The sequence below is a fragment of the Niastella sp. sgz303648 genome (assembly GCF_059587045.1).
On sequence record NZ_JCAPSW010000010.1, the window covers coordinates 1 to 23,824 of the forward strand.

At 42.7% G+C, this 23,824-nt stretch carries 16 protein-coding genes; 7 read left to right on the forward strand and 9 right to left on the reverse strand.

Features of this window, described 5'->3' with window-relative positions:
• Positions 1-116: 116 nt before the first annotated feature.
• Together AC59IL_RS25795 and AC59IL_RS25800 are read right to left on the reverse strand one after the other, a co-directional pair.
• Positions 117-818 (reverse strand): LolA family protein, encoded by a 702-nt coding sequence (locus AC59IL_RS25795; RefSeq protein WP_496555101.1) that lies wholly within the window; start codon positions 816-818, stop codon positions 117-119.
• Positions 819-1,040: 222 nt separating this feature from the next.
• On the reverse strand, positions 1,041-1,973 hold the full coding sequence (locus tag AC59IL_RS25800; protein ID WP_496555102.1) for a hydroxypyruvate isomerase family protein: 933 nt from the start codon (positions 1,971-1,973) through the stop codon (positions 1,041-1,043).
• Positions 1,974-2,295: 322 nt separating this feature from the next.
• Here AC59IL_RS25800 and AC59IL_RS25805 point away from each other — a divergent pair, with 322 nt between their 5' ends.
• The 3 genes from AC59IL_RS25805 (at position 2,296) to AC59IL_RS25815 (ending at position 7,170) form a co-directional block, all read left to right on the forward strand.
• Positions 2,296-3,264 carry a formylglycine-generating enzyme family protein gene (locus AC59IL_RS25805; RefSeq protein ID WP_496555103.1) on the forward strand — a complete coding sequence of 323 codons (969 nt, stop codon included), beginning with the start codon at positions 2,296-2,298 and terminating at the stop codon, positions 3,262-3,264.
• Positions 3,265-3,453: 189 nt separating this feature from the next.
• Positions 3,454-4,794: a Gfo/Idh/MocA family protein gene (locus AC59IL_RS25810; RefSeq protein WP_496555104.1), complete on the forward strand. Its 1,341-nt coding sequence runs from the start codon at positions 3,454-3,456 to the stop codon at positions 4,792-4,794.
• Positions 4,795-5,181: 387 nt separating this feature from the next.
• Positions 5,182-7,170, forward strand: coding sequence for a sensor histidine kinase (locus AC59IL_RS25815; RefSeq protein ID WP_496555105.1), 1,989 nt, complete (start codon positions 5,182-5,184; stop codon positions 7,168-7,170).
• 176 nt (positions 7,171-7,346) lie between these two features.
• On the opposite strand, the gene AC59IL_RS25820 is transcribed toward AC59IL_RS25815, so the two are convergent.
• Both AC59IL_RS25820 and AC59IL_RS25825 read right to left on the reverse strand, forming a co-directional pair.
• Positions 7,347-8,219 carry an ABC transporter permease gene (locus AC59IL_RS25820; RefSeq protein ID WP_496555106.1) on the reverse strand — a complete coding sequence of 291 codons (873 nt, stop codon included), beginning with the start codon at positions 8,217-8,219 and terminating at the stop codon, positions 7,347-7,349.
• Positions 8,197-9,132: an ABC transporter ATP-binding protein gene (locus AC59IL_RS25825; RefSeq protein WP_496555107.1), complete on the reverse strand. Its 936-nt coding sequence runs from the start codon at positions 9,130-9,132 to the stop codon at positions 8,197-8,199. The genes AC59IL_RS25820 and AC59IL_RS25825 overlap by 23 nt, the downstream gene beginning before the upstream one ends.
• Positions 9,133-9,610: 478 nt before the next feature.
• Here AC59IL_RS25825 and AC59IL_RS25830 point away from each other — a divergent pair, with 478 nt between their 5' ends.
• Positions 9,611-11,029 (forward strand): Ig-like domain-containing protein, encoded by a 1,419-nt coding sequence (locus AC59IL_RS25830; protein WP_496555108.1) that lies wholly within the window; start codon positions 9,611-9,613, stop codon positions 11,027-11,029.
• A gap of 144 nt (positions 11,030-11,173) precedes the next feature.
• Here the strand turns inward: AC59IL_RS25830 and AC59IL_RS25835 are convergent, their stop codons facing one another.
• The 5 genes from AC59IL_RS25835 to AC59IL_RS25855 all read right to left on the reverse strand — a co-directional run bounded on the left by AC59IL_RS25835 (position 11,174) and on the right by AC59IL_RS25855 (position 15,521).
• Positions 11,174-11,479: a winged helix-turn-helix domain-containing protein gene (locus tag AC59IL_RS25835; RefSeq protein WP_496555109.1), complete on the reverse strand. Its 306-nt coding sequence runs from the start codon at positions 11,477-11,479 to the stop codon at positions 11,174-11,176.
• 41 nt (positions 11,480-11,520) lie between these two features.
• Positions 11,521-12,117, reverse strand: a complete 597-nt coding sequence (locus AC59IL_RS25840) for a hypothetical protein (RefSeq protein WP_496555110.1) — start codon at positions 12,115-12,117, stop codon at positions 11,521-11,523.
• 66 nt (positions 12,118-12,183) lie between these two features.
• The gene (locus AC59IL_RS25845; RefSeq protein WP_496555111.1) at positions 12,184-12,822 is read right to left on the reverse strand and encodes a tetratricopeptide repeat protein; all 639 of its coding nucleotides are present in this window, start codon (positions 12,820-12,822) and stop codon (positions 12,184-12,186) included.
• A gap of 118 nt (positions 12,823-12,940) precedes the next feature.
• Positions 12,941-13,219 carry a 2TM domain-containing protein gene (locus AC59IL_RS25850; RefSeq protein WP_496555112.1) on the reverse strand — a complete coding sequence of 93 codons (279 nt, stop codon included), beginning with the start codon at positions 13,217-13,219 and terminating at the stop codon, positions 12,941-12,943.
• Between the two features lie 31 nt (positions 13,220-13,250).
• A complete protein-coding gene (locus AC59IL_RS25855) occupies positions 13,251-15,521 on the reverse strand; it encodes a TonB-dependent receptor (RefSeq protein WP_496555113.1) in 2,271 nt (756 codons plus the stop codon).
• A 724-nt stretch (positions 15,522-16,245) separates the two neighbouring features.
• Between AC59IL_RS25855 and AC59IL_RS25860 the strand changes: the two genes are divergently transcribed.
• From AC59IL_RS25860 to AC59IL_RS25870, 3 genes are all read left to right on the forward strand, one after another.
• Entirely contained in the window at positions 16,246-18,564 is a 2,319-nt protein-coding gene (locus tag AC59IL_RS25860) for a T9SS type A sorting domain-containing protein (RefSeq protein WP_496555114.1), read from the forward strand.
• 295 nt (positions 18,565-18,859) lie between these two features.
• The gene (locus AC59IL_RS25865; protein WP_496555115.1) at positions 18,860-21,193 is read left to right on the forward strand and encodes a T9SS type A sorting domain-containing protein; all 2,334 of its coding nucleotides are present in this window, start codon (positions 18,860-18,862) and stop codon (positions 21,191-21,193) included.
• 203 nt (positions 21,194-21,396) lie between these two features.
• On the forward strand, positions 21,397-23,727 hold the full coding sequence (locus tag AC59IL_RS25870) for a T9SS type A sorting domain-containing protein (protein ID WP_496555116.1): 2,331 nt from the start codon (positions 21,397-21,399) through the stop codon (positions 23,725-23,727).
• Positions 23,728-23,824: the final 97 nt, after the last annotated feature.

The window sequence follows — 23,824 nt, forward strand, 5'->3', positions numbered from 1 at the left end:
AAATACTTAGAAGGTGTAAAGAAGGTGGTAAAGAAAGGTAAACCACACACCTGCTTAACGTAGTGCACAGTGCCCTCACCACTGACCCCTCTCCTTAGGGAACGGGGTGAGGTTAATTACTTAAACAACTCGTTGGCTATGCCTTTATTGATCACATAACTGGTGTAGGAAATTTCAATTTTACCTTTTTGGTTACCGGCAGTATTGTTAGCCTTAGGTGGTTGTTCGCCGGCATCATAGTCAAAAGCGAGGCCTTTGGGAAGTTTATAATCCTTGGTAGCAAACAAAAAAGTTATTTTATCGGGCAGGCCGCGTGAGGTGTATTTGCCATATTGCATTTCCATGTCGTAGGTGCCGTTTTCGCGGGTGGTAATCACTGCTTTTTTAACCAGCGCTTCTTTTTCATCGATGTACAGCGTGCTCACCACCACATCGCTTTTTTCGTCGAGCGGCAATAATTTTATAATGGCCACCGGCGATCCGTTTAAATCGCTTTTACCGGCGGGCACCGCTGTATAATTAGTTCCTTCAAATAAAGCCGCGAGGTTTATAGCACCACCGCCTTTGGGCACTATCGAAATGCCATTTTGTTTTTTGATTTTGAATTTATCGGGTCTCTTATAAAAAATGGTCACTTTCGATTCGGGCACTTTCATAAACGACACATCGGTTTTCATTATCCCCTCGGCCTGATAATCGTTTACCAGCGACAATTTTTCCTTAACCTTTTTTATCAGCGCATCAGCATCCTGCGCCCTGCTTTTCAGTGTAGTAAACAGCAGCATCACCCCCATACACGCTACAACAATAGCTTTCATATAACTTAATTATTTTACAAAAGTAGAAGATTGTTTAATGGTTTGATGGTTTGATTGCCGGGCTGTTGAATTTTGTACAGGTCTTAACATTTCGTCTTCCAAACCATCCTAAAAAGCAGATTACCTGATTGTTTAATGCTCAATAGCCGGCCTGTTGAATCTTGCAAACCTTTCTAAATTTCGGGTACTTCAACCATCAAACCATAAAGCCATCAAACTATCCTAAAGAAAGCTATCCGACTCACGATATGCATTGATCAGCACCTCCTCCCCTTCTTTACCGGGTTGCGAATTGCCATGTTCCATGCCTAATACGCCCTTGTACCCTTTGCTATGAATATGTTTGAAGATATTCTTATAGTTCATTTCACCGGTACCAGGTTCTTTTCTGCCGGGATTATCGCCAATTTGCAGATACCCTATCTCGTCCCACGCACGGCTGAGGTTGTTGATGATATCTCCTTCATTACGCTGCATGTGATACATATCGAACAGCATTTTGCACGAGGGGCTGTTCACTGCCTTACAAATCATAAATCCCTGGTCTGAATGGCGCAGGAACAAATCGGGATTATCGCTTAACGATTCCAGTACCATTACCAGGCCATGCGGCTCCAGCACCGCACATGCTTTGCGCAAAGCAGTTATCACGTTGGTCGTTTGGTATTCGAAACTCAGGCTTCTTTCGTAATTACCGGGCACTACCGTCATCCATCTGGCGCGGCAACGTTTGGCCACTTCAACAGCCGTTTCACAATCTTTGAGCATCTTATCTGTCCACTCCTGTTTGCCGGTAGTAAGCGTAGTTTTCCAGTGCCAGTTATCTGAAGTAATTACAAAAACACCCATGGTCATACCAAGTTTCTCAAGCGTATCGCCGATCTTCTTTTGTTGCTCAACCGACCGGCCCATCATGCCATTGTCTTCTATAGCGCGAAAGCCATGATCATATGCAAATTTTATCTGGTCGATAAAATCGGAACCTGCATTACTTTTAAACATGCCGTCGTGAATAGCATAATTTAAATTGAAAGGTTTATCAGATACGTGTATTGGTTTCCGGTATACACTTTCAGATGCAGCGCTAACGCCGGCAGCGGTTACCAGTGAGGCGCCGGCCATGGCAGATTGCCGAAGAAAATTTCGTCTCTTCATACAGTGCACTATTTATTATTAAATTTAGTTGAATCCCCCGACTTCGCTCAGGATCTTTTTGCCACTTATCCTTTCCCGCAGGTGCGGGACTCAGGATCTTTTGCCACACATCCTTCGACTACGCTCAGGATTAATAATGAATTAAAAAAGCAAAACCGCCTGTGATTGCTTTAGGGATTGCGCATTGTGAAACGACAATGAAATTACGGGAACCCACTGCTAAATAATTTAAGCAACCGGTTGCGAAAACTAATCCGTGAGTGGAACCGGCTGAATGATATAATTTCTTAATTTCCACTTCATTCATCAAACAAAAAGCCTTGTGAATTTAATACCAGTTGCAACTGCCACGTTGTTTTTGTGCAATTATACATATGCACAAAATAACCAAACGGCATTTGAACCTTATGAACAAACCATACCCGGCAGTACAGTAAAGTTTAATATGGTACCGGTACCGGCAGGCAGTTTTACCATGGGCAACGCAACAACCGATGCAGCTCATAAAGCAGAAGGCCCTGCGAAAAAAGTAACACTCGATGCATTCTGGATGGGCGTACGGGAAGTAACGTATGATGAATTTTTGTTGTTCTTCAATGACGAAAACACAAGCCGCGATTCAGAGGTAGATGCCGTTACCCGGCCTACTCCGCAATATATTGATCTTAGCTGGGGCATGGGCAAACAGGGCGGATTTCCGGTAAACAGCATGTCGCAACGTACCGCCCTGATGTATTGCCGGTGGTTGTATAAAAAAACAGGCCAATTTTACCGGTTGCCTACCGAAGCCGAATGGGAATACGCGTGCAGAGCGGGCAGCAATACTACATACTATTTCGGTAATGATGCCACGCAATTAAAAGACTATGCATGGTTTGCCGATAACAGTAAGAACAAGTATCAAAAAACCGGACAAAAGAAGCCAAATGCCTGGGGTTTGTATGATATGTTGGGGAACGTGAGCGAATGGACGCTCGACCAGTATCGCGATGATTATTTTACAGCTATAGGCGATAATGCCGTGAATCCGATAATAGCGCCCGCCGCTGTTTACCCACGTTCGGTTCGTGGTGGTGGTTATATGGATAAACCGGATGCACTGCGTTGCGCCAGCCGTGCAAAATCGGAGCCCTCATGGAACAGGCGCGATCCGCAAATGCCCAAAAGCAAATGGTGGCTCACCGATGCCATGGCTGTAGGATTTAGAATTGTTCGACCGGCAAAAGCACCAACCCCTGAAGAAGCAGAAGCGTTTTATAAAAAGTATTTAACACTCCCTTCGGATGAATAAGCCCGACGTCGGAAGTCTGAAACCGGAAGTCCGAAGTCCGAAGTCGGAAGTCGGATGTCCGAAGATAGCAATTGAAGGGGGAAAGAAATAGTAATTGGCCAGGCAAATCAGGTTCTTCTGACTTCAGACCTCTGACTTCAGACCTCTGACTTCAGACTTCAGTTTTTAAAAAACACTAAACTATTGCATATGAGTACCGAAAATTTAAACAAGCCTGCTACATCACGCCGGGATTTTGTAAAACAATCTACTTTGCTTGCCGGTGGATTGCTCACAGCTCCTTTATTATCAAAAGCCAACCTTTTTTCCGGCGCCGACGATACCATAAAAGTGGCCCTGATAGGTTGCGGCGGCCGTGGTACAGGTGCTGCCATGCAGGCCTTGCTTACCAAACAAAACGTAAAGCTGGTTGCCATGGCCGATGCTTTTCGTGATAATTTAGACAGAAGCTATAAACGTTTAACAAGTCCTGATGCAGGCAGCGGTGCAAATATCAAAGACCGTATCGATGTGCCCGAAGAAAGAAAGTTTGCGGGTTTTGATGCTTATCAAAAAGCCATTCCGCTGGCCGATGTGGTAATACTGGCAACTCCGCCGGGTTTTCGTCCTATTCATTTTGAAGAAGCTATCAAACAAAACAAACACGTTTTTATGGAGAAGCCGGTGGCAACCGATCCTGCCGGTATAAAACGCGTGCTCGATGCAGCTGAAACAGCCAAACAAAAAAAATTAAATGTGGTGGTGGGTTTGCAACGCCATTACCAGAACTCGTACCGCGAATTATTAAAAAGAAAAAAACTGATCGGCGATATTACATCGGCCCAGGCCTGGTGGAACAACGATGGCGTATGGGTTCGCAAACGCCAGTACGAACAAACCGAAATGGAATACCAGATGCGCAACTGGTATTATTTTGTGTGGCTGTGCGGCGATCATATTTGCGAACAGCATATTCATAACCTCGATGTGGTGAACTGGTTTAAAGACGGCTACCCCGTAAAAGCACAGGGTATGGGTGGCCGGCAGGTACGCAAGGGAAAAGAGCATGGCGAAATATTCGATCACCATTATGTTGAGTTCGAATATCCCGATGGTTCAGTGTTAAACAGCCAGTGCCGTCATATTCCCGGCACCATGAGCAAAGTTGATGAGCTGCTGGTAGGCACAAAGGGAAAAATATTATGCGGCGATGCGAATATTGTTGACTTAAAAGGCAAAGTATTATTTCAGTTTGATAAAAAAACCGAGAACAATCCCTATCAAACCGAACATGATGAATTGTTTGCTGCCATAGCTGCCGGTGAATACAAATTTGCCGATGCCGAAAACGGCGCCAAAAGCACTATGACGGCTATCCTTGGCCGTATGGCAACTTATACCGGCCAGATTGTTGAATGGGATAAAGCATTGAACTCAGGCTTAAACCTGCAGCCGCAGGCATATGATTTTAATGCACCGCCCCCTGTGCTTCCGAACGATGAAGGATATTACCCGGTGCCTGTACCCGGTGTAACAAAATATGGTTTTTAACATAAATCAATAAATCGGTAAACCTGTAAAGTCCGGAAGAGATTATCTTTAAGGGTAAGCCTCTACCGGGCTTTTTTCATATACCCAATCACCATGATACTTATCCTGTATGCTTCTTCTATCTTTAAAATTTTGCTTATCTTACCTACCCACAGCAACAGACCTTCGCTGTACCCGGCTCCCATAGTAGCACCACAACCATAACATGAAAAACCCGGAATCGAATATGCTAATGTGCTAATTAGCTAATGCTTTTATTCCCGGATTTCCTGACTGATAGCAGGCCGTCCCATTATTTCATTAGCAAATTAGCACATTATCAAATTAGCATATTAGCTAATTATCACATTGTCAAATCAGCACATTATCACATTAACAACATTATAGATGAAAGGTGTTTCGCTTTTCAAGTGGTTTAGAAATGTTTCGATTGCCAAAAAGCTATACTTTACCGTAGGCATTATGGCAACCCTGATTGCTATTGAACTGGGCGTACTTATTTTTTCAATAAATACCCTTTCGTCTGTACGTGCGTATGTAAGCGGCGAAGGACTTTGGTCGAAGGCGCAAAAAGACGCCATGTACCAGTTGCTTAAGTATAGCCGCAGCCACAATGAAGCCGACTATGAAAAATTTAAAGAATTTATGAATGTACCGAGGGGCGATCATAAAACCCTGGTTGAATTAAGTAAGAAAAAACCCGATATGAACATCGCCCGGCAGGGTTTTATCGAAGGCCGAAATCATAAAGATGATGTGCAGGGTATGATCAGCCTGTTCACACGTTTCAATTCAATCAGCTATATAAATAAAGCTATAAAAATATGGACCCAGGCCGACCCGCTGGTAGCTGAGTTTATTCCCATAGGTGAACAGTTGCATAAAGAGATCCATTCGCCCAATGCCTCGCCCGAAAAAATCACTGAAATAATACAGGCCATCGATCCATTAAACGCCCGGCTTACCAAACTCGAAGACGACTTCTCATACACGTTAGGCGAAGGATCGCGCTGGTTAGAGACCCTGGTGCTTAAATTATTATTTGCCGTTGCCCTTAGTGTTGAAATAACCGGGTTAACCCTGGCCATTATTGTAAGCCGAAATATTCAAAAAGGGCTGAACGAAATTCTTCAGTCGGCCAAAGCCGTTACCAAAAAAGATTTCACCCGAAAGGCAAAGGCATTTTCGAAAGATGAGATCGGCATACTGGCCAACAACTTCAACAATATGGCCGATGAACTGGAAAGAAGTATCAGGGAAATTGAACAGGCGCAGCAAAAATTCAAGGGCCTGCTCGAGTCGGCGCCCGATGCCATTGTTATTGTTAGGGAAGAAGGCGTTATTCACCTCGTAAATAATCAATGTGAAAATATATTCGGATACTGTAAACACGATTTAATCGGGCAAAAGGTTGAGCTGTTGTTGCCCGATCGTTTCAGAACCAAACATCCCGGGCACCGGCAATTGTTTTTCGATAACCCCCGGGCCCGCTCCATGGGCGCGGGGCTTGAATTAATGGGCCGTCGTAAGAGCGGCGAAGAGTTTCCTGTTGAGGTTAGTTTAAGCCCGCTTGAAACTGAAGAAGGTTTGCTGGTTACAGCCGCTATCCGTGATATCTCTGAAAAAAAGCGCCTCGAAAAAGAAATACGCGAGGCCAATATTACGCTTGAAAAAAAAGTACAGCAACGCACCGCCGAACTCGAAAGCAAGAACAAAGAACTGGAGCAGTTTGCCTATGTAGCATCGCACGACCTGCAGGAACCGCTACGTACCACATCGAGCTTTGTTGAGCTCATCAGAAAGCAGTATCAGGGAAAACTGGATGAGCATGCTGATAAATATATCGAATATGTAATTCAGGCTTCAGACCGTATGAAAACATTGATCAAAGACCTGCTCGATTATTCAAGAATAGGTCGTGAGAAAAAGTTTGAGCAGGTTGACTGCAACGTAATATTCGGCGAAGTAATGGCCGATCTGGCTAAAGTTATAAAAGAAAACAAAGCTGTTATTATTGCAGGCAAGCTGCCGGTAGTAAACGCTTTTCCTACTGAATTAAAATTATTGTTCCAGAACCTGATCAGCAATTCCATCAAATTTCAAAAACCCGGCGTATCGCCTGAAATTGAAATATCAAGCCATAAAGAAAATGGCTATTGGCAATTTTCATTTCGCGATAACGGCATCGGTATCGAAAAACAATACCAGCAGCGCATATTCATCATCTTTCAGCGATTGCATAACCGGTCGGTATACGAAGGATCGGGCATTGGGCTGGCGCATTGCAAAAAAATCGTTGAGCTGCATGGCGGTACCATTTGGGTTGAATCAGAAGCCGGTAAGGGCAGTACGTTCTATTTTACCCTGAGTGAATGAGGCGAGTAGCGGGCGGCAAGTAGCAAGTGGGAAACAGGAATAAGAAGTCTGGGGTCTGAAGTCTGAAGAACCCGAGTTGCCTGGCCATTTACTATTTCTTTCCCCCTTCAATTACTGTATTCGGACATCCGACTTCAGACTTCCGACTTCGGTTTCTTCTGATTTCAGACTTCCGTTTACGATAATATATCCTTCTTCCTGAAAATAATCACAGCGGCCCCTACAAAAAGGAAAATATGCACAACTAAAATCACTGCCGAACGAATAATGGCCGGCAGGTTTTGAATACTACCCGGCACGGCGCTGTTACCGGTGGTTGCCCTGATATCAAAAAAGCCTTTCCATCCCAGCATATGCGAGGTAAACAAATAAGGCTTTATCGATAAAAACAGCGGAAGGTCCATCGTAGTTAAAATGGTACATACAATAACGATGCTCATGGCTGCTACGATTGGCCCGATTGAGTTTTCGGCGAATAATGATAAAAAAAACGAAAGGGCCGACACGGTTGTCATGGCAATGGCCGCAAAACCAAATGCGGCGAGGTAACGCCAAAACACATCCGATGCAGGAATTTGAATGATCACCTGGCTTTGAAATACCATTAAGTCGCCCGAACCAAAAATCAGCAGCGAAACCAGCAGCGATAGTATGGCCATCCAGAATAACAGCAATATAGTATAAACCGTAGCGGCAAGAAATTTACTGATCAGTAAAGAAGAACGGCTAATAGGTTTGCTGATCAGCAACCGCAGGGTGCCCATATTGGCTTCTCCGGCAATCATATCGCCGCCCACAAGGGCAATCAGTAAAGGAACATGAATGAGCAGTGTTTGCAAAATGAAATAACATACAAAGTATCCGTTCAGTATGTTACCCTCCACATTAAAGCGCTCGATACTTTGTAACATAAAATTGATGTAGGTATCTCCATCGAGGTAAAGTGCCAGTTGAATAAGCACCACAATGGCCGCTATAGCCGCAAAGGCAATATAGGTACGTGGCCTTTTGAATATCTTAAATAACTCAATTTGTAAAAGTGTCCACATGCCGGTTTTCGGTTGTTAATGCCAGAAAATACGATTCCAGTGAATTTTGCGGTTGCATAGCCATAATACCGGCGCCTGCATGCACCAGGTCGGTGGTTAATGCCGGCACCTGTTGCTTATTCATTTGTAACCTGATAATATTATTCTGTTGTTCCTTTATACAGCTGCTCCATACACTGGTTTGCAACCAGGCCATTACCTGCTGCGGATTGGTTACTTCAATATTAACAATGGTACGGGTAGGATCAGATAACTCGGCAACGGATCCCTCAATTATCTTTTGTCCTTTATCGATAATAAGCATGCGATTGGCGATCTGCTCAATTTCATACAACAGGTGCGATGATACCACTACCGTTTTACCCAGATGCCGGCTAAGATGCAATATTAAATTGCGTACGTCGGCAATACCCTGCGGGTCGAGGCCATTGGTTGGTTCATCTAAAATAATCAGCTGCGGATCATGAATGAGGGCTATGGCAATACCCAGGCGTTGTTTCATACCCTGCGAATAAGTGCGCACTTTACTATGGGCGCGCTCGCTAAGCCCTACCTGTTCCAACTGGTCTTTTAGCTTTTTTTCATTTACCGGAACACCGCTCATGCGGGCAAATAAGGAAAGGTTTTCGTATGCTGTGAGGTATTTATACAGATCGGGCTTTTCAATAACAGCTCCTATTTCGCGTAAAATTTCTTTGCGGTGTGTATATAAATTTTTACCAAACAGCTCAACAGAACCGGCACTTGGCTCAATAAGGGTAAGCAGCATGCGGATAGTAGTAGACTTACCAGCCCCGTTTTGACCCAGAAATCCATACACATCGCCCCTGTTCACGGTAAAGGAAATATCGTTCACCGCCTTTACTTCGCGATATTGTTTACTTAAATGGTTAACCTGTATAACTGCCGACATATTAATTAAGTGTACAAATTAAAAACCGAATTGTTCACATTCTACATATTGACGTGTTCACTTTTATCTTAACGACCTGGCAATCAAATTATGCTATGGGTTTGAAATATCTGTTACCGGCAAACATATTAAGACCGATTTAACCAAAATAATTTTTACGGCGCCGGGCTTGCAAAAAACAAAACTGTAGTTTACTTTTGTAAGGTTCTCCCAATCCTCTGATAATTCCGTAGCCCGCAGGCAAATCACCATCCTGCAGTAATTTCCAAAAAACCTACATAAGCCGCTGAGAATTCGAAAAGTAGGAATTTTTACATAATAACTTCCAATACCTGCGTAAACAGTGTCCGTAATACCCTCCCTTTAACGTTGAGTTGATCTCCTTTAGCAAAATTATTTTTTGCCACTGAATATCACTGATGAATAGCAGTATTCATTGCGCGCATATTCATTTTATAACGCCTGAAACACACTATTAATGAAGCGCAGTTTTTTATTTGTTACGTGTATCTGCACGCTGGTAATCGGGACAGCCAGTGGACAGGTTACCGAAAATTTTGATCCGAGGAGCGGTATTGCTCTTTCCCAGCTTAAAGGATATTTACAAAACCATTGCTGGATGATCCCCGATTTTGATATTACCCGCCAGGGTTCCGAAAACAACGGTTTTCTCGTAGCGGCACCCACCCCCGGCGCCAACCAGCGTTCAGGTATTTATACACCCGTACTGGATGTTAAGGACAATATCAATATCTCTTTTACCTGGCAGTTCAATCAGCCTGTTGAAAAAGGAACACGCCGGTGGTTAAAGATCTTTTTGACCGATCCGAACAATATGGTGGTAACCCGGTTAGACAGTATTGAATACCCGCACGTTACTGCCGCAACAGCCAATAATTATTCCAAAACATTTACCGGCATTCTGCCGGGTATATATAAAGTATACCTCAATTACCAGGGCATCGGCGGAACGTCGCGCATAGCCATTGATCAGCTGGCTGTAAGCGCTCCTTTGCATTATACCGAAGGTTGCAATACATCGCCGGTTGCTGTAAATGATCATATAAACGGCCTGCCCAATCACACTGCTTTCGGCCAGGTAACAGGAAATGATTTTGATGCCGATCACGACTACATGAGCGCTTTCCTGATCAATAACTCGCCCGATGGCAAGGTATTATTACGCAACGATGGCAGCTTTACATTTACACCCAATCCCGGCTTTGCGGGCAACAGTACCTCGTTTACATACAAACTATGCGATAATGGTTACGGCAGGTTGTGCTCAGAAAATGCCACCGTAAAACTAAACTTCCCCGGCGAATCGGTTAGCCTGAATGATTTTGCAGGGTTGTATAACAATGGCGGCGAAGTAAGCCTTAGCTGGGTTACCAATTTTGAGCAAAACAGCAACAGGTTCGATATTGAAAGAAGCATCGACGGCAATAAATGGATAACAGCCGGATCTGTTAAGGCCCAGGGCATTTCGGTTGAAAAGAAATCGTATCAGTTTACCGACGATGTTGGCCGCAATACCGCCTTTAAAAAAGACCTGTATTACCGGCTTAAACAAATTAACCAGGAGGGTAATGTAGCAGTAAGCAGAATACTGGTGGTGCGCGTTTATAACACACACGCCGTTAAAATGGTGAGCGTTACACCCAGCCCGTCGAAGAATGATATTTCGGTAACTGCTCAGTTAAACGAAAGCAGCTATATTGCCATGAAGATTTTGAATGCCGATGGCGACATTGTAATGAACAAATCATTAAAAGCCGATGCCGGCGCAACCAGCTTTATTATGGAAGGCAGCAGCCACCTGCAACCCGGCATGTATATGCTTGATGTTACCGTAAACAGCAAGGAACGAATGATGGTGAAGCTGATTAAAGAATAATTATCTAAGAATTTCAAAGAGACTATCGAACCAAAACTAACTGCAAAACCAAAGGGTGGGTCATCAACCGGCTGGAGGATGGCTCACCCTTCTTCTTTTTTATTATTTTTTTCGGAAGTCCCGCATCTGCCGGAAATCGTTCCTTTAATTCTTTTCATCAATTTTAACTCCCAGGTACGACTGCAGATTTTTTACATATTGCTCAAAGGCGGCTACACCGGCCGGAGTTATTTTGCAAATGGTTTGCGGATAATTGTCTTTAAACTGTTTTACCACTTCTATATAACCGGCTTCCTTCAATTTATTTATTTGCACACTGAGGTTGCCCGCGGTGGCATTTGTTTTTTCTTTTATAAATGTAAACTCTGCCTCCTTAACGCTTATTAAAAGCGAAACAACCGCCAACCGAAGCTGGGAATGTAATATCGGATCTAAATCTTTAAACTCCATTACACATTAGTTCATCTTATAACAATATCTTTTCCCGGAATTCAGCTATTTAATCTTTTATATTTTAAACGAAGCAGGTAACCGGGTATTATCCAGGCTACGATCATAGCTGCCGACACGAGCAATAATTGAAAATCGCCCGGAATAACGGTAGATAAAACCGATAACAGCCAGCAACAGATTCCGCCCAATATCAGTGGCTTGAACCGAAGAATAATGCCCGAAAGAAAAGTAGGCATACCATACACGGCCAGGAAAATAGGATCGATCATTTTGTAATACTCATGTCCCTGAATCGTGCCTATCAGGAAGCCCATCAAAAACATGATCACTACAAACGTTATCCATACATATTTAATAATATCATCAGTATAGGTTCGCACGGTTTCCCTGCGTCTTTTTCTACGCAGAAAAAAGATCTGATAAATGACGGTCGCCCAGGTAATGGTCCAAACCAGGTAATGTTTTTCAAAATGTATGCGTAATAAAATAAACTGCGTTATGCTACATAACAAAACCACCCATCCCCACAACAAATACATAAAACCGTCTTCATTAAAACGGTTAGCAGCCTTGTTAATCATCGATTCAATAAGGGCTAAGCTATCAGTGTGCGAAAAGCCTGTGTCTTTTTCCATACCCAATGATAATTAATAAAACATCCGGTAGCAACAAAGCTACCGGATTTAATGAATCCATTTGTATTATTTGCACCCTGCCAGTACCTGTTCGGTTCTTGACTTTCCCCAGTTGGGATAAAGCTCCGATGCAGGTTTAAACGCGTCGAACTTTTTCATGGCTTCTTCCAGTATAGGTTTGGCAGTTTTACAACCACCGCCAAACTGCTCGGGGGTATTGCGCAAATTTTGTCCCAGCAGGTAATAGGGTCTTGGATTGGTTGGGTCCTGTTTTTTAGCATTGTCCAGTTCCTGCTGGCTAACGGGTCCGTATTGTTGCCAGCGTTGCTGCGGATTTACCAGCATACGCAAGGTGGCAATCATCGATTTTACGCACGATATTTCAGAGTTATTGGGTTGAAGCGCATCGGCTTTCAGCAGCAACTGTTCGGCCTTTGCAGCATAGGTATCATTATTACTCATATCGTTTTTCATAAAGGAATAAATCACCTGTGCTAAGGACGAATAGTAATACGGAAGCCATTGATTTTTTTCGGCATCGCCAATGCGCTCAAAAGCGGCTGATACGCTCAGCATATCGTCGGCTGTTTTGGCCGAATCGAACAAACTGATATTTGAGGTCATTGCCTTTGTGAATTTTTCGCTTTGCGCGAAACTATGGGATACAACAGCAAGCGCAATCAATACAATAAAAGGAATCTTCATGATAGTTATTTTTTTTGGTGAATGGTGAATGGTCAATGGTGAATCCTGAAACGTTGATTTTTGTAACTGTAAATTGCCTGGTATCTATTGCCAATTGCTTATTGCCTTTGCCTATTGTCTATTGCTTATTGGTCTGTACCAGTTTTTCATATTCGCTTTCAACACTGTATTTATTATGTAAAACATAGGCTCCTAAAAAATGAAACAACAACCCAATGCCCCAGGTTGCCATGGGCCATACCGGCCATGGAAATGTATTAATTGAATCGCTCCAACCGTTAAAATACCATAATATCCAGAAAAAAGTATTCATAACAATATAGGACGCCAGATGGTATTTAAAACCAACTCTTTGTTGAGCAATTGCCCATAACTTGTCGTCTTTTGTACTTTGCATATAAATATATTTTAATAGTGAATGGTATTTTTTATAAATTATTATTGATCGCATCATCGCTTCTGTCGACCCCAAAGCTCATAAAGCATCCGATGAAATAAAATCGCCGTGCAGTTGGCAAAATGGGATCTTTTCGCATTCCGTTATACGAATAGTTATAACCAAAAACCTGATCACTGCCCAATACATTGTTTACCGAAAAAACCCAAACAATAAATCGCTTTGCTGTTTTCTTTCCGATATCGGGTAAGTAATTCACGCTAAAGCTCAGGTTGTTATAGGCAATGGTTTTACCCTCATCGGCGATCTGAAATTTGCCTGCACTGTTGTTATAACGGATATTATAATAGGGCCTGCCGGTGGCAAAGGTGTACGAACCGTTGAACTGCGTTTTAATATTGGTAACAAATTTTTTTACAACCAGGCTGGCGGTATGCGTTGCTGCAAAACTGGGCCTGATGGCATAGGGATAATTCAAAAAATCTCTTTTGGTATCGAGGTACGAATACGATATCCAGTAATCAACATTCTTCAGTGTTTTACGATCGCGCCAGAACAGTTCAATACCTTTTGCATCGCCAAAACCGCCATTACCTATACTGTCGATAGTGCCATTGCCCTGGTTATCGTATGTTTTTACCAGGTGCTGGTATTTTTTATAAAAGCCTTCAATTCGTAAGGTATAATCCCTGCTTACTTTTTGATAATTCGCAATGTAATGCGTGGCTTTTGTATACAGCAGGTTATCATAAGCATAGCCTCTGAGATAATAATCCTTTTCGGGCTTCTGATAAAAAATGCCGTAAGCGAGGGAGGCCTGCGATTTATTACCTACTTTATAGGCCAGCGAAACACGGGGTACCACATTGGTTTTTTCCAACAGCGACGAATGTTCGAACCTTCCGCCTATTTTAGCAGCAAGGTCATTTGTTATATACAGGTCTGCTTCGGCAAAAGCAGCTTTAAACTGATCATCGGCCTTTGTAACGGCGCCGGTTACATACCTGTTCGTATAGTTGTTCTTATCGGTAAAATACATGTATTCGCCGCCGAACCTGATAGCGCTTAAACCATATAAACGCCTTTCAAAAACCGTTTTAACCTGTGCCAGATCGCCAATAGCTTTTACATTAAACCTTTTTGTATCGTAGGGAACATCGGTAAGCACTACCGGTGTGTTGGATTGATCCTGCAATTCATTTCCTATTTTATCGGTGTTGGTGCTGTAAGAAGCGCCAACATACAAATGCCATTTTTTACCAATCTTTTCTTTCCACGATAAATTACCGTATACGTTGAAGTTGGTAAGGCGAAAGGCATTTTTTAAAGTAGTTGAATCAATATCAGGTCGTCGTAAACCAAGGTGGCTGTAATTGAAGTAACCATAAAATTTCAATATCCCTGTTTTTGATGTTTTGATGCGAAAGTTTGCTTCACCATTATGAAACTCGGGAATTTTAAAATTGTCGGGCCGCTGACTTACTACTGCGAAATAAGCAGCGAGGTTTACATAGCCATAGTTAACGCCCCAGCTGGCATTTTTTTTCTTTGATAATTTCTGAAAGCCGCCGTTCAATCCTACAGTTGATACACCCAAACTGGCCGATGACTGATCGGGCAGGTCAACCGATTCAAGAATAAGCGCTGAGGAAAGCGCCTGCCCGTATAAAGCTGAATATCCACCTGAACTAAATACGGTTCCTTTGAAAATAAAAGGCGAAAAGCGACCACGTTGTGCAATGTCGGGCACGCTGCTGAAAAAGAAATTATTCACCAGGGTGCCGTCGATAAAAACTTTTGATTCCTGGGCAGTGCCACCGCGAACAAACAATCCTTCCGATTCCCCCACCTGCTGAGCGCCCGGTAAAGTTTTTATGGCGCCTGTTACATCGGCATTGGCGCTGGCGGTAGTAACAATATCAATCGAATTCAAAACAGTGGTGCGTTTGGTATCACTGGCTTCAAAACTACCTGCGGTAATTGTTACGGCGGTTAATTCGTTGGGCTCCTCCTTTAAAACAACATCTGCAGTTATTGCCGAACCGGTTACTATAATTTTTTGCTCAACCAGTTTAAATCCTATTGAAGTAACCAGCAGGGTTTGCTGGCCCTTTTCGGTTGTTTTGAATTTGTAAACACCGGTTGAATCGGAAGTAGCTCCATCGTATGTGTCTTTTAGTGTAATACTGGCGCCTTGTACGGGATGGCCTTTACCATCTTTTACCTTACCCGAAACAGTAGTTTGGGCCATACCGGCCAAACAGGTTAAAAGCAGAATGAGAAGCGGCAAAAGGGGAATCATGTGTGTCAATTTGACCCCAAACGTAAACTTGTTTATTTTATAAACCAAATTATTTTTAAAAGTTTTCCACATCTCCTGCTAAAACAGGTCTTTTATTACAACATAATCACATATGATTGATAATTAATAAGATATATCATTTATGCGTCTGCCGGGAGACGCCTGTCAAAATGAAAACATGTGTTGATCATTGACGTATAGTAGATTTTAAACTACAAATAATACTAATATTAAACACTTATATGTGCTAAATATATACATGTAGATTTTACGTGCGGCTTTTCCGTTGTATGGCCGGTGAAAATGCACTAACCTCGAACCAGAATTGTAATATCCGTATTGAAAACTATGAAAATGGTATGATGGAACTTTCCAATACTTCAACTCATTTGCATTAGTTTTTTACTTCATTCATTTACCTGTTGATGCTCCGGTAAACGGATAATGGGTATTACTTCTAAAATTATTAAAGAAACAAATTGGGGACAGCTTATAAACCGGTCTTTAAAAATCTGGTTTAAAGGGCTGTCCTGACGGCGTTCAAACAGATAAAGCTCTTTTATTACATAAACTAACGATAATGCAAATGTGTATTTAAAAATGGTGACGTATTAAAAATTAATATTTGTTTTTTAATTACTGTTAGCGGTTAATGCATTACGTTTTTATTGGTTATGATAAATAAAATTTATTAGATATTTTTCACGTGTGTAAATCCGGATCTATGAAAAGAAATCTCTACCCTTTGAAAGCCCTGTTATTATCAATTTGGCTTTGCAGTATTTACGCAGGCGTATATGCGCAAACAATGACCACAACCAAATCTGTAGAAAACCCTACTATAGGTGGCGATGGAACAAGTGCATCCCAGGGCGACATTCTCACTTATACCATTAGTGTTGCGAACACATCAACCAGTAACTTTATCAATACAAAACTGTATGATAATATTCCGGCGGGAACATCGTATGTAACCGGTTCTACCACGCTGAATGGTGTTTCGGTTTCAGATGTAAGTAGCAAAATGCCGTTTTCGAGCAGCGGCGGGCTTATTAATTCGCCAACCTACGGGGCGGGTATTCTTGCACCCAATTCGCCGGCCACTATTATTTTTCAGGTGAAGGTAACAGCCAATGGAGGAACCATTTCGAATAACGCTACCATAGATGGAACCTATAGCAGCGTATCGATTGTTCAAACGACCAACACGGTGTTTACCAACCTGATTGCCGATGCTACCTGTAACACCATTTATGCAATTACGCCAAGTTCAGTTTCTACAAATAGTAACCACAGGATTTTTAGAACTATTAATACATCTACGGGCGCAAACAGTGCACAGATGATCGATGGAGGCAATGTGGCTACGTATAATGCCCTTACCGGAGCTTACATTGGGAACAGCCCAATCTCATCCTCTGCCGCCATTGCATATGATAAAACTAAAAACCGCATATATTTTGTTAATAACGTTACCGCCCCTACAGATCTTTATTATTATGATATAACCGCTGGTAACGTGAAGCGCTTTGTAGGCTATCCACTGGAAACAAATTCAAGCTACGGTACCATTAACCGTATGGCCTTTGGTTCTGATGGTTATGGATATGCGCTTACTTCAAATGGTGAAGACCTGATCAGGTTTTCGGTTGATCCTTCTACGAATGTTCCTACCATTACCCGTCTTGGCGGACTGGTAAATGATGCTAACAATGGCTCCATGAATGTGAGAGACGGTACAACAGAAGTGGGCGGAGATATATTTGCCGATGGTTCCGGTAAATTATACCTGATTGCCAATAGCAGCCATTTATATAAAATTAATCCTACTAACCTTGTGGCAACATTTATGGGCTCGGTAAGTCCTTTCCCGGGTACTTCCCAATCTATGGCAATCGACGCAGCAGGTAATGTGTATATCGGAGGGGCTTATGGCAACGTGTATAAAATTAACCTTTCTACCATGGCCGCAACATCTATTGGTTCAGGCGGGTATTACAGCGCCGACTACACCAGTTGCGGTTTCCCTGTTTTATCAAATTCGATAACTGCCGACAAAACAGCTTCGAACATAAACGGCAGCTCAACCGTAGTGGGTGGCGATACCGTTGTTTATACCATTACCATAATAAACAGCGGTAATATCAATGCTGCCGGGGTGAAACTGTACGACTATATTCCCCCATCTACCACATACCTTGCCCATTCAACGTATCTGAATGGTACCCTGCTGGCAGACGTGGCTGGTGTAATGCCTTATGCTGTTAGCGGTGGCCGGTATGTAAACTCTCCGGGCGAACAGGGCGGTATCATTAAAACAGGCGTAGCCAACGAGGCAGTGGTGAAATTTGCGGTTATAACAGATCCCAACAAACAAATTTGTAACCAGTCGAAAATTACCCTGCTCGATGCCGACGGAAATATCATCTTCGTTAACTCAAGCGACCCCAATAACCCAGGCCAAACACCTACCTGCTTTTATTCAGATGGCGTGCTTCCGTTAAATAACATGAAATTTAAAGGAAGTTTAAATAACGAAATGTCGGTATTGCAATGGACGATAAACGAAGACCCGAATATTGCTTCGTATGAGGTAGAATATTCCGAAAACGGCATTTCGTTTAATACAACTGGCAATGTTGCTGGCAAAGACAATGGACTGATCAATAATTACGAGTTCACCGATACAAGAAATATTTATTCGTCATTACGCTACTACCGTTTAAAAATAATTCAAAAGGGAGGAAGCTTTACCTATTCGGGAACGGTTAGGCTGAATGTAAAAGGGCTCGATATACAGGTAATACCCAATCCGTTCGATAAAGAATTAAATGTACAGCTGCAGTTAAAATCGAATGAACAGGTACGCATCAGGCTGATTGATTTTTATGGCAGGGAGGTATATACTTCCGCCGAGCAATTAAGTGCAGGAAGCCATTCGCTCAGTCTCAGAATGCCTGCAGGTTTGGTTAAAGGCATGTATGTGCTGGAAATTTCTGCAGGTAATAATCACCTGTTCCAGAAAAAGGTGCTGAAACGATAGCATTACCCTGATATTTATATATACATCAAAGTCCGAAAGCGCTAAAACCGCTTTCGGACTTTTTGCTTTTGGGGCGATTTAGCCTCTTTTTATTTTAACGTAGATGAATATACTATATAACAAATAATACATATAAAAATAAATTTCCACTAAAGCGTTATTGCGCAAAAAAAGCTCATGATTAAAAAAGAAAAATTTGTTGATCGGTCATTTTCAGCTTTAAAATGCATAACACTTTTATTGGTTATGACAAGCGAATTTTATTAAATACATTTCACCGGTTTAAAACCGTGCTATGAAATTTATAATCCACCCTTTGAAAGTCCTGTTCATATTTTTATCGCTTTGGTGCATACAGTCAGGTGTATACGCACAAACAATGGTGCTCAGCAAATCTGTAGAAGATATTACTACAGGCGGCGATGGCTCCAATGCGTCCCAGGGCGATATATTGGAATATACTATTATTGTAAGAAGCACTTCCACCGCAAATTTTATCAATACAAGATTATATGATAATATTCCTGCAGGTGTTGCATACGTAGCAGGTTCCACCACACTTAATGGTGTTTCTGTTGCCGATGTAAGTGGCAAAATGCCTTTTGCCAGTAGTGGCGGACTTATCAATTCGCCCACTTATGGATCGGGCATTCTTGCTCCCAACAAAGCTGTTACCATCGTTTTTCAGGTAAGCGTAACCGCTAACGGAGGAAGTATATCGAACTATGCTACCGTAGACGGAACCTACAACAGCGTGTCGATCGTTCAAACAACCAATACGGTATTTACGAACATCGATCCCGATCTTTCCTGCTCTACCATTTATCAAACAACCATCTCAGGCAGTAATTACAGTGTGCTCAGAACAGTAAGCAACAATGCTACCGGAGCAGCAGGCCCTGTAATTTATAGCGGTGTAGGCGGAAAAACCTACAATGCAGTTACACGGGCCGCGATGACAGCAGGAACCGGATTAACATCGAGTGCAGCAATAGCGTATGATAAAAACACGAACCGCATTTACTTTGTTAACAATGTGGTTCAGGCGCCGCTTAGCTATATTAAATTAAACGCGCCGGATACGGCCTGGGTATACCCTTCGACCTCGGCCTATGAACTGGAAACAAACGGAAGCACCGGTTACAACATCAACCGTATGGCGTTTGGTTCAGACGGATATGGATATGCTTTAACATCAACTGCACTCGACCTGATCAGATTTTCGGTAAATGCTTCCACCAACATTCCTACCATATCACGGCTGGGCGCACTTACGAATGATGCCAATAACGGCACGGCCAATAATGTATTGAATGAAACCGGAGGCGACATGTTTGCCGATGGCTCGGGTAAATTATATATGATCGTTAACTCGAGTAAAATGTATAAAATTAACCCCACTACGCGGGTTGCCACTTACATGGGTTTGGTTACTCCGGCATTCAGCAGCAGTGAACCTTCACAATCAATAGCCATCGATGCTGCCGGTAATGTATACATCGGTGGGGCATATGATAATATTTATAAAATTAACCTGGCAACCATGGTGCGTACAGCAGTTAGCTCAACTGGCGGACTGCTGTTCAGCGGTGACTTTACCAGTTGTGGTTTTCCCGTATTATCGAGCGCTATTGTGGCCGATAAAACAGCGAAGAACTATAACGGCAGTTCAACAGTAGTAGGTGGCGATACAGTGGTTTATACCATTACAATTATCAACACAGGTAATATCAATGCAGCCGGTGTAAAGTTGTATGATTATATTCCGCCGGCTACCACCTACCTTCGCAACAGCACCACATTAAATGGTGCAAGTGTAGCAGATGTAAGCGGTGTAATGCCTTTTTCCGTATCGGGTGGCGCCCTCGTAAATTCACCCGGCGAATCGGGCGGTATTCTTAAACCCGGCGTTGCCAACGAGGCCAAAGTAACATTTGCCGTTATTACCGAGGCCAATAAACAGATCTGTAACCAGTCGAAGATCACCCTGCTCGATGCCGACGGAAATATCATCTTCGTAAATTCGAGCGACCCTAATAACCCGGGTCAAACGCCCACCTGTTTTTATTCAGATGGCGTGCTTCCTTTAACGAATCTAAAATTCAAAGGCAGCCTGAAAGATGATAAATCGGTATTACAATGGTCCCTGAGTGAAGATGAAAACATCGCCTCATACGAAATTGAGTATTCCGAAAACGGCATCTCCTTCAATACAATCGGCAAAGTTGCCGCAAAATTCGATGGCCAGATAAACACTTACGAGTTCACCGATGAAACCAATTTATATTCTTCGGTTCGATACTACCGGATAAAGATCATTCAAAAAGGCGGCAGCTCAACCCATTCAGGCATCATACGGTTGAATGTACAAGGTTTGGATATACAGGTGATACCAAATCCGTTCGACAAGGATCTGAACATACAGCTGCAGTTAAAAGCCAAAGAAACAGTACGTATACGGTTAGTTGATTTTTCGGGCAGGGAAGTATGCTCCTCAACCGAGCAATTAAGCGCAGGAAGTAATTCCATCAGCCTTCGGGCGCCGGCAAACCTGGCCAAAGGCATGTATTTACTTGAAATCATGGCCGGGAATAACCGTATTTTCCAGAAAAAAGTTTTGAAACAGTAAGAGAGTTCGGAAACCGACATATACAATAAAAGGTCACGGGGTTTTGCCCGTGACTTTTTTATTTAATATCATCAAACTAACTCTTATGCATATATTATAAATCTGTTTACATATAATACCGAATGCATAATGCATTAGCATTATATTAATTAATTCAACTGCATATAATTGAATTATTTTCGCACGTGGAAAATCCGACCTCTATGAAAACAAAAAGCTACCCTCTGAAATTCCTGTTCTTATTTTTATTGTTTTATTGTAAACAGTCAGGTGTATACGCGCAAACGATGACCCTCAGTAAATCTGTAGAAAATATTACTACAGGTGGCGATGGTTCATCAGCATCGCAGGGCGACCAGTTGGTATATACCATTATTGTAAACAATACTTCTACAGGGAATTTTATCAATACAAGATTATATGATAATATTCCTGCAGGTGTGTCGTATGTAGCGGGTTCAACTACCCTGAATGGCGCATCTGTTGCCGACGCAAGCGGAAAAATGCCTTTTGCCAGCAGCGGCGGCCTTATAAAATCACCCACCTACGGAGCTGGAATACTTGCTCCCAACAAACCTGTTACCGTTACCTTTGCAGTTACTGTAACTGCCAACGGCGGAAGCATTACCAATACTGCAACAGTAGACGGAACCTATAACAGCGTATCAATTGTTCAAACTACCAATACCGTATTTACGAATATCGATCCCGATCTTAGTTGTGCGAAAATTTATCAAAGCGTTGCAACCACCCAAACAGGAAGCAACACCTACAGTGTGATCAGGCAAATGAATGCCGATGGTTCAACAGGCGCTATTGTTTATAACGGAGCTACCGGCCCCTGCGTTAACGCAATTACCGGTAAAGCGATCACCACCTATAAAGTATTAACGAATACGGCTGCGATTGCCTACGATAAAACCAAAAACCGCATTTATTTCGTTAATAACAATACTGCGCCTCAAAATTTATGTTATGTTGATTTAAACAGTTTGGTAGATACTGCCAAAGAATTTGTTAACTACCCGCTCGAAACCAATACCAGTTATGGCACCATTAACCGCATGGCCTTTGGCTCTGACGGATATGGCTATGCCCTTACTTCAAAGGGCGAAGATTTGATCAGGTTCACTGTAAACCCTAAAACCAATGTACCTACCATTACCCAGCTGGGTACACTGATCAATGACGCCAATAACGGATCGGCCAATAGTGTGTTGAACGAATCGGGGGGCGATATGTTTGCCGACGGCTCGGGCAAATTATACATGATTGTTAATTCAAGCAAAATGTATAAAATAAACCCCAATACCCGTGTTGCTACCTATCTCGGCCTGGTAACACCTACCCTTTCGGGTATCAGCTCACAATCGATGGCTATTGATGCATCGGGGAATGTATTTATCGGCGGGGCCTATTCGAGCGTATTCAAAATTAATCTCGGAACCATGGCCCGAACCACCCTGAGCACAGGCACCAGCGTATTCGAAAGCGGTGATTATACCAGTTGCGGTTTCCCGGTATTGTCGAGCGCTATTGTGGCCGATAAAACAGCCGCAAACATAAACGGAAGTTCTGTGATTGTAGGCGGCGATACAGTAGTGTATACAATTACCGTTATCAACACCGGCAATATTAATGCTGCCGGTGTAAAGTTGTATGATTATATTCCGCCATCTACCAGTTATCTTAAGGGCACCACTACTTTAAATGGTACAAAAATAGCAGACGTTAGCGGGGTAATGCCTTTTGCCGTTTCGGGCGGCCGGCTGGTAAACTCACCCGGCGAGTCGGGCGGCATTCTTAAACCGGGTACTGCCAACGAGGCGGTGGTAAAATTTGCTGTTGTTACAGAACCCAATAAGCAAATCTGTAACCAGTCGAAGATCACCCTGCTCGATGCAGATGGCAATATCATTTTTGTGAATTCAAGCGATCCTCATAATCCCGGACAAACGCCTACCTGCTTTTTCTCGGATGGAGTGCTTCCATTAAGCAACCTTAAATTTAAAGGCAGTCTGAAAGACGATAAATCGGTATTACATTGGTCATTGAACGAAGACGCTAATATTGCTTCATTTGAAATAGAGCACTCAGAGAACGGTATTACATTTAATACGATAGGGAAAGTAGCCGGTAAAGACAATGGCGACGTAAATAACTACGAGTTCACCGATGAAACCAACCTTTATTCTACGATTCGCTACTACCGCATAAAGATCATTCAAAAAGGTGGCAGCACTACCCATTCGGGCATCATACGGCTGAATGTAAAAGGTTTGGATGTACAGGTGATACCCAACCCATTCGATAAAGATCTGAATGTGCAGCTGCAGTTAAAAACCAAAGAAACTGTGCGCATCCAGTTAATTGATTTTTCGGGAAGGGAAATAATCGTTTCAACAGAGCAATTAAATGCAGGCAATCATTCGCTCAGCCTCCGGGCGCCGGCGAACCTGGCCAAAGGCATGTATGTGCTTGAAATCATGGCCGGTAATAATCATATTTTTCAAAAGAAAGTATTGAAGCAATAAAGCCCGATGTCGGAAGACTGAAGTCTGAAGTCTGATGTCGGAAGTCGGAAGTCGGAAAAAATAAAAGTCCGGAAGCTGGTGAAAACCGCTTTCGGAC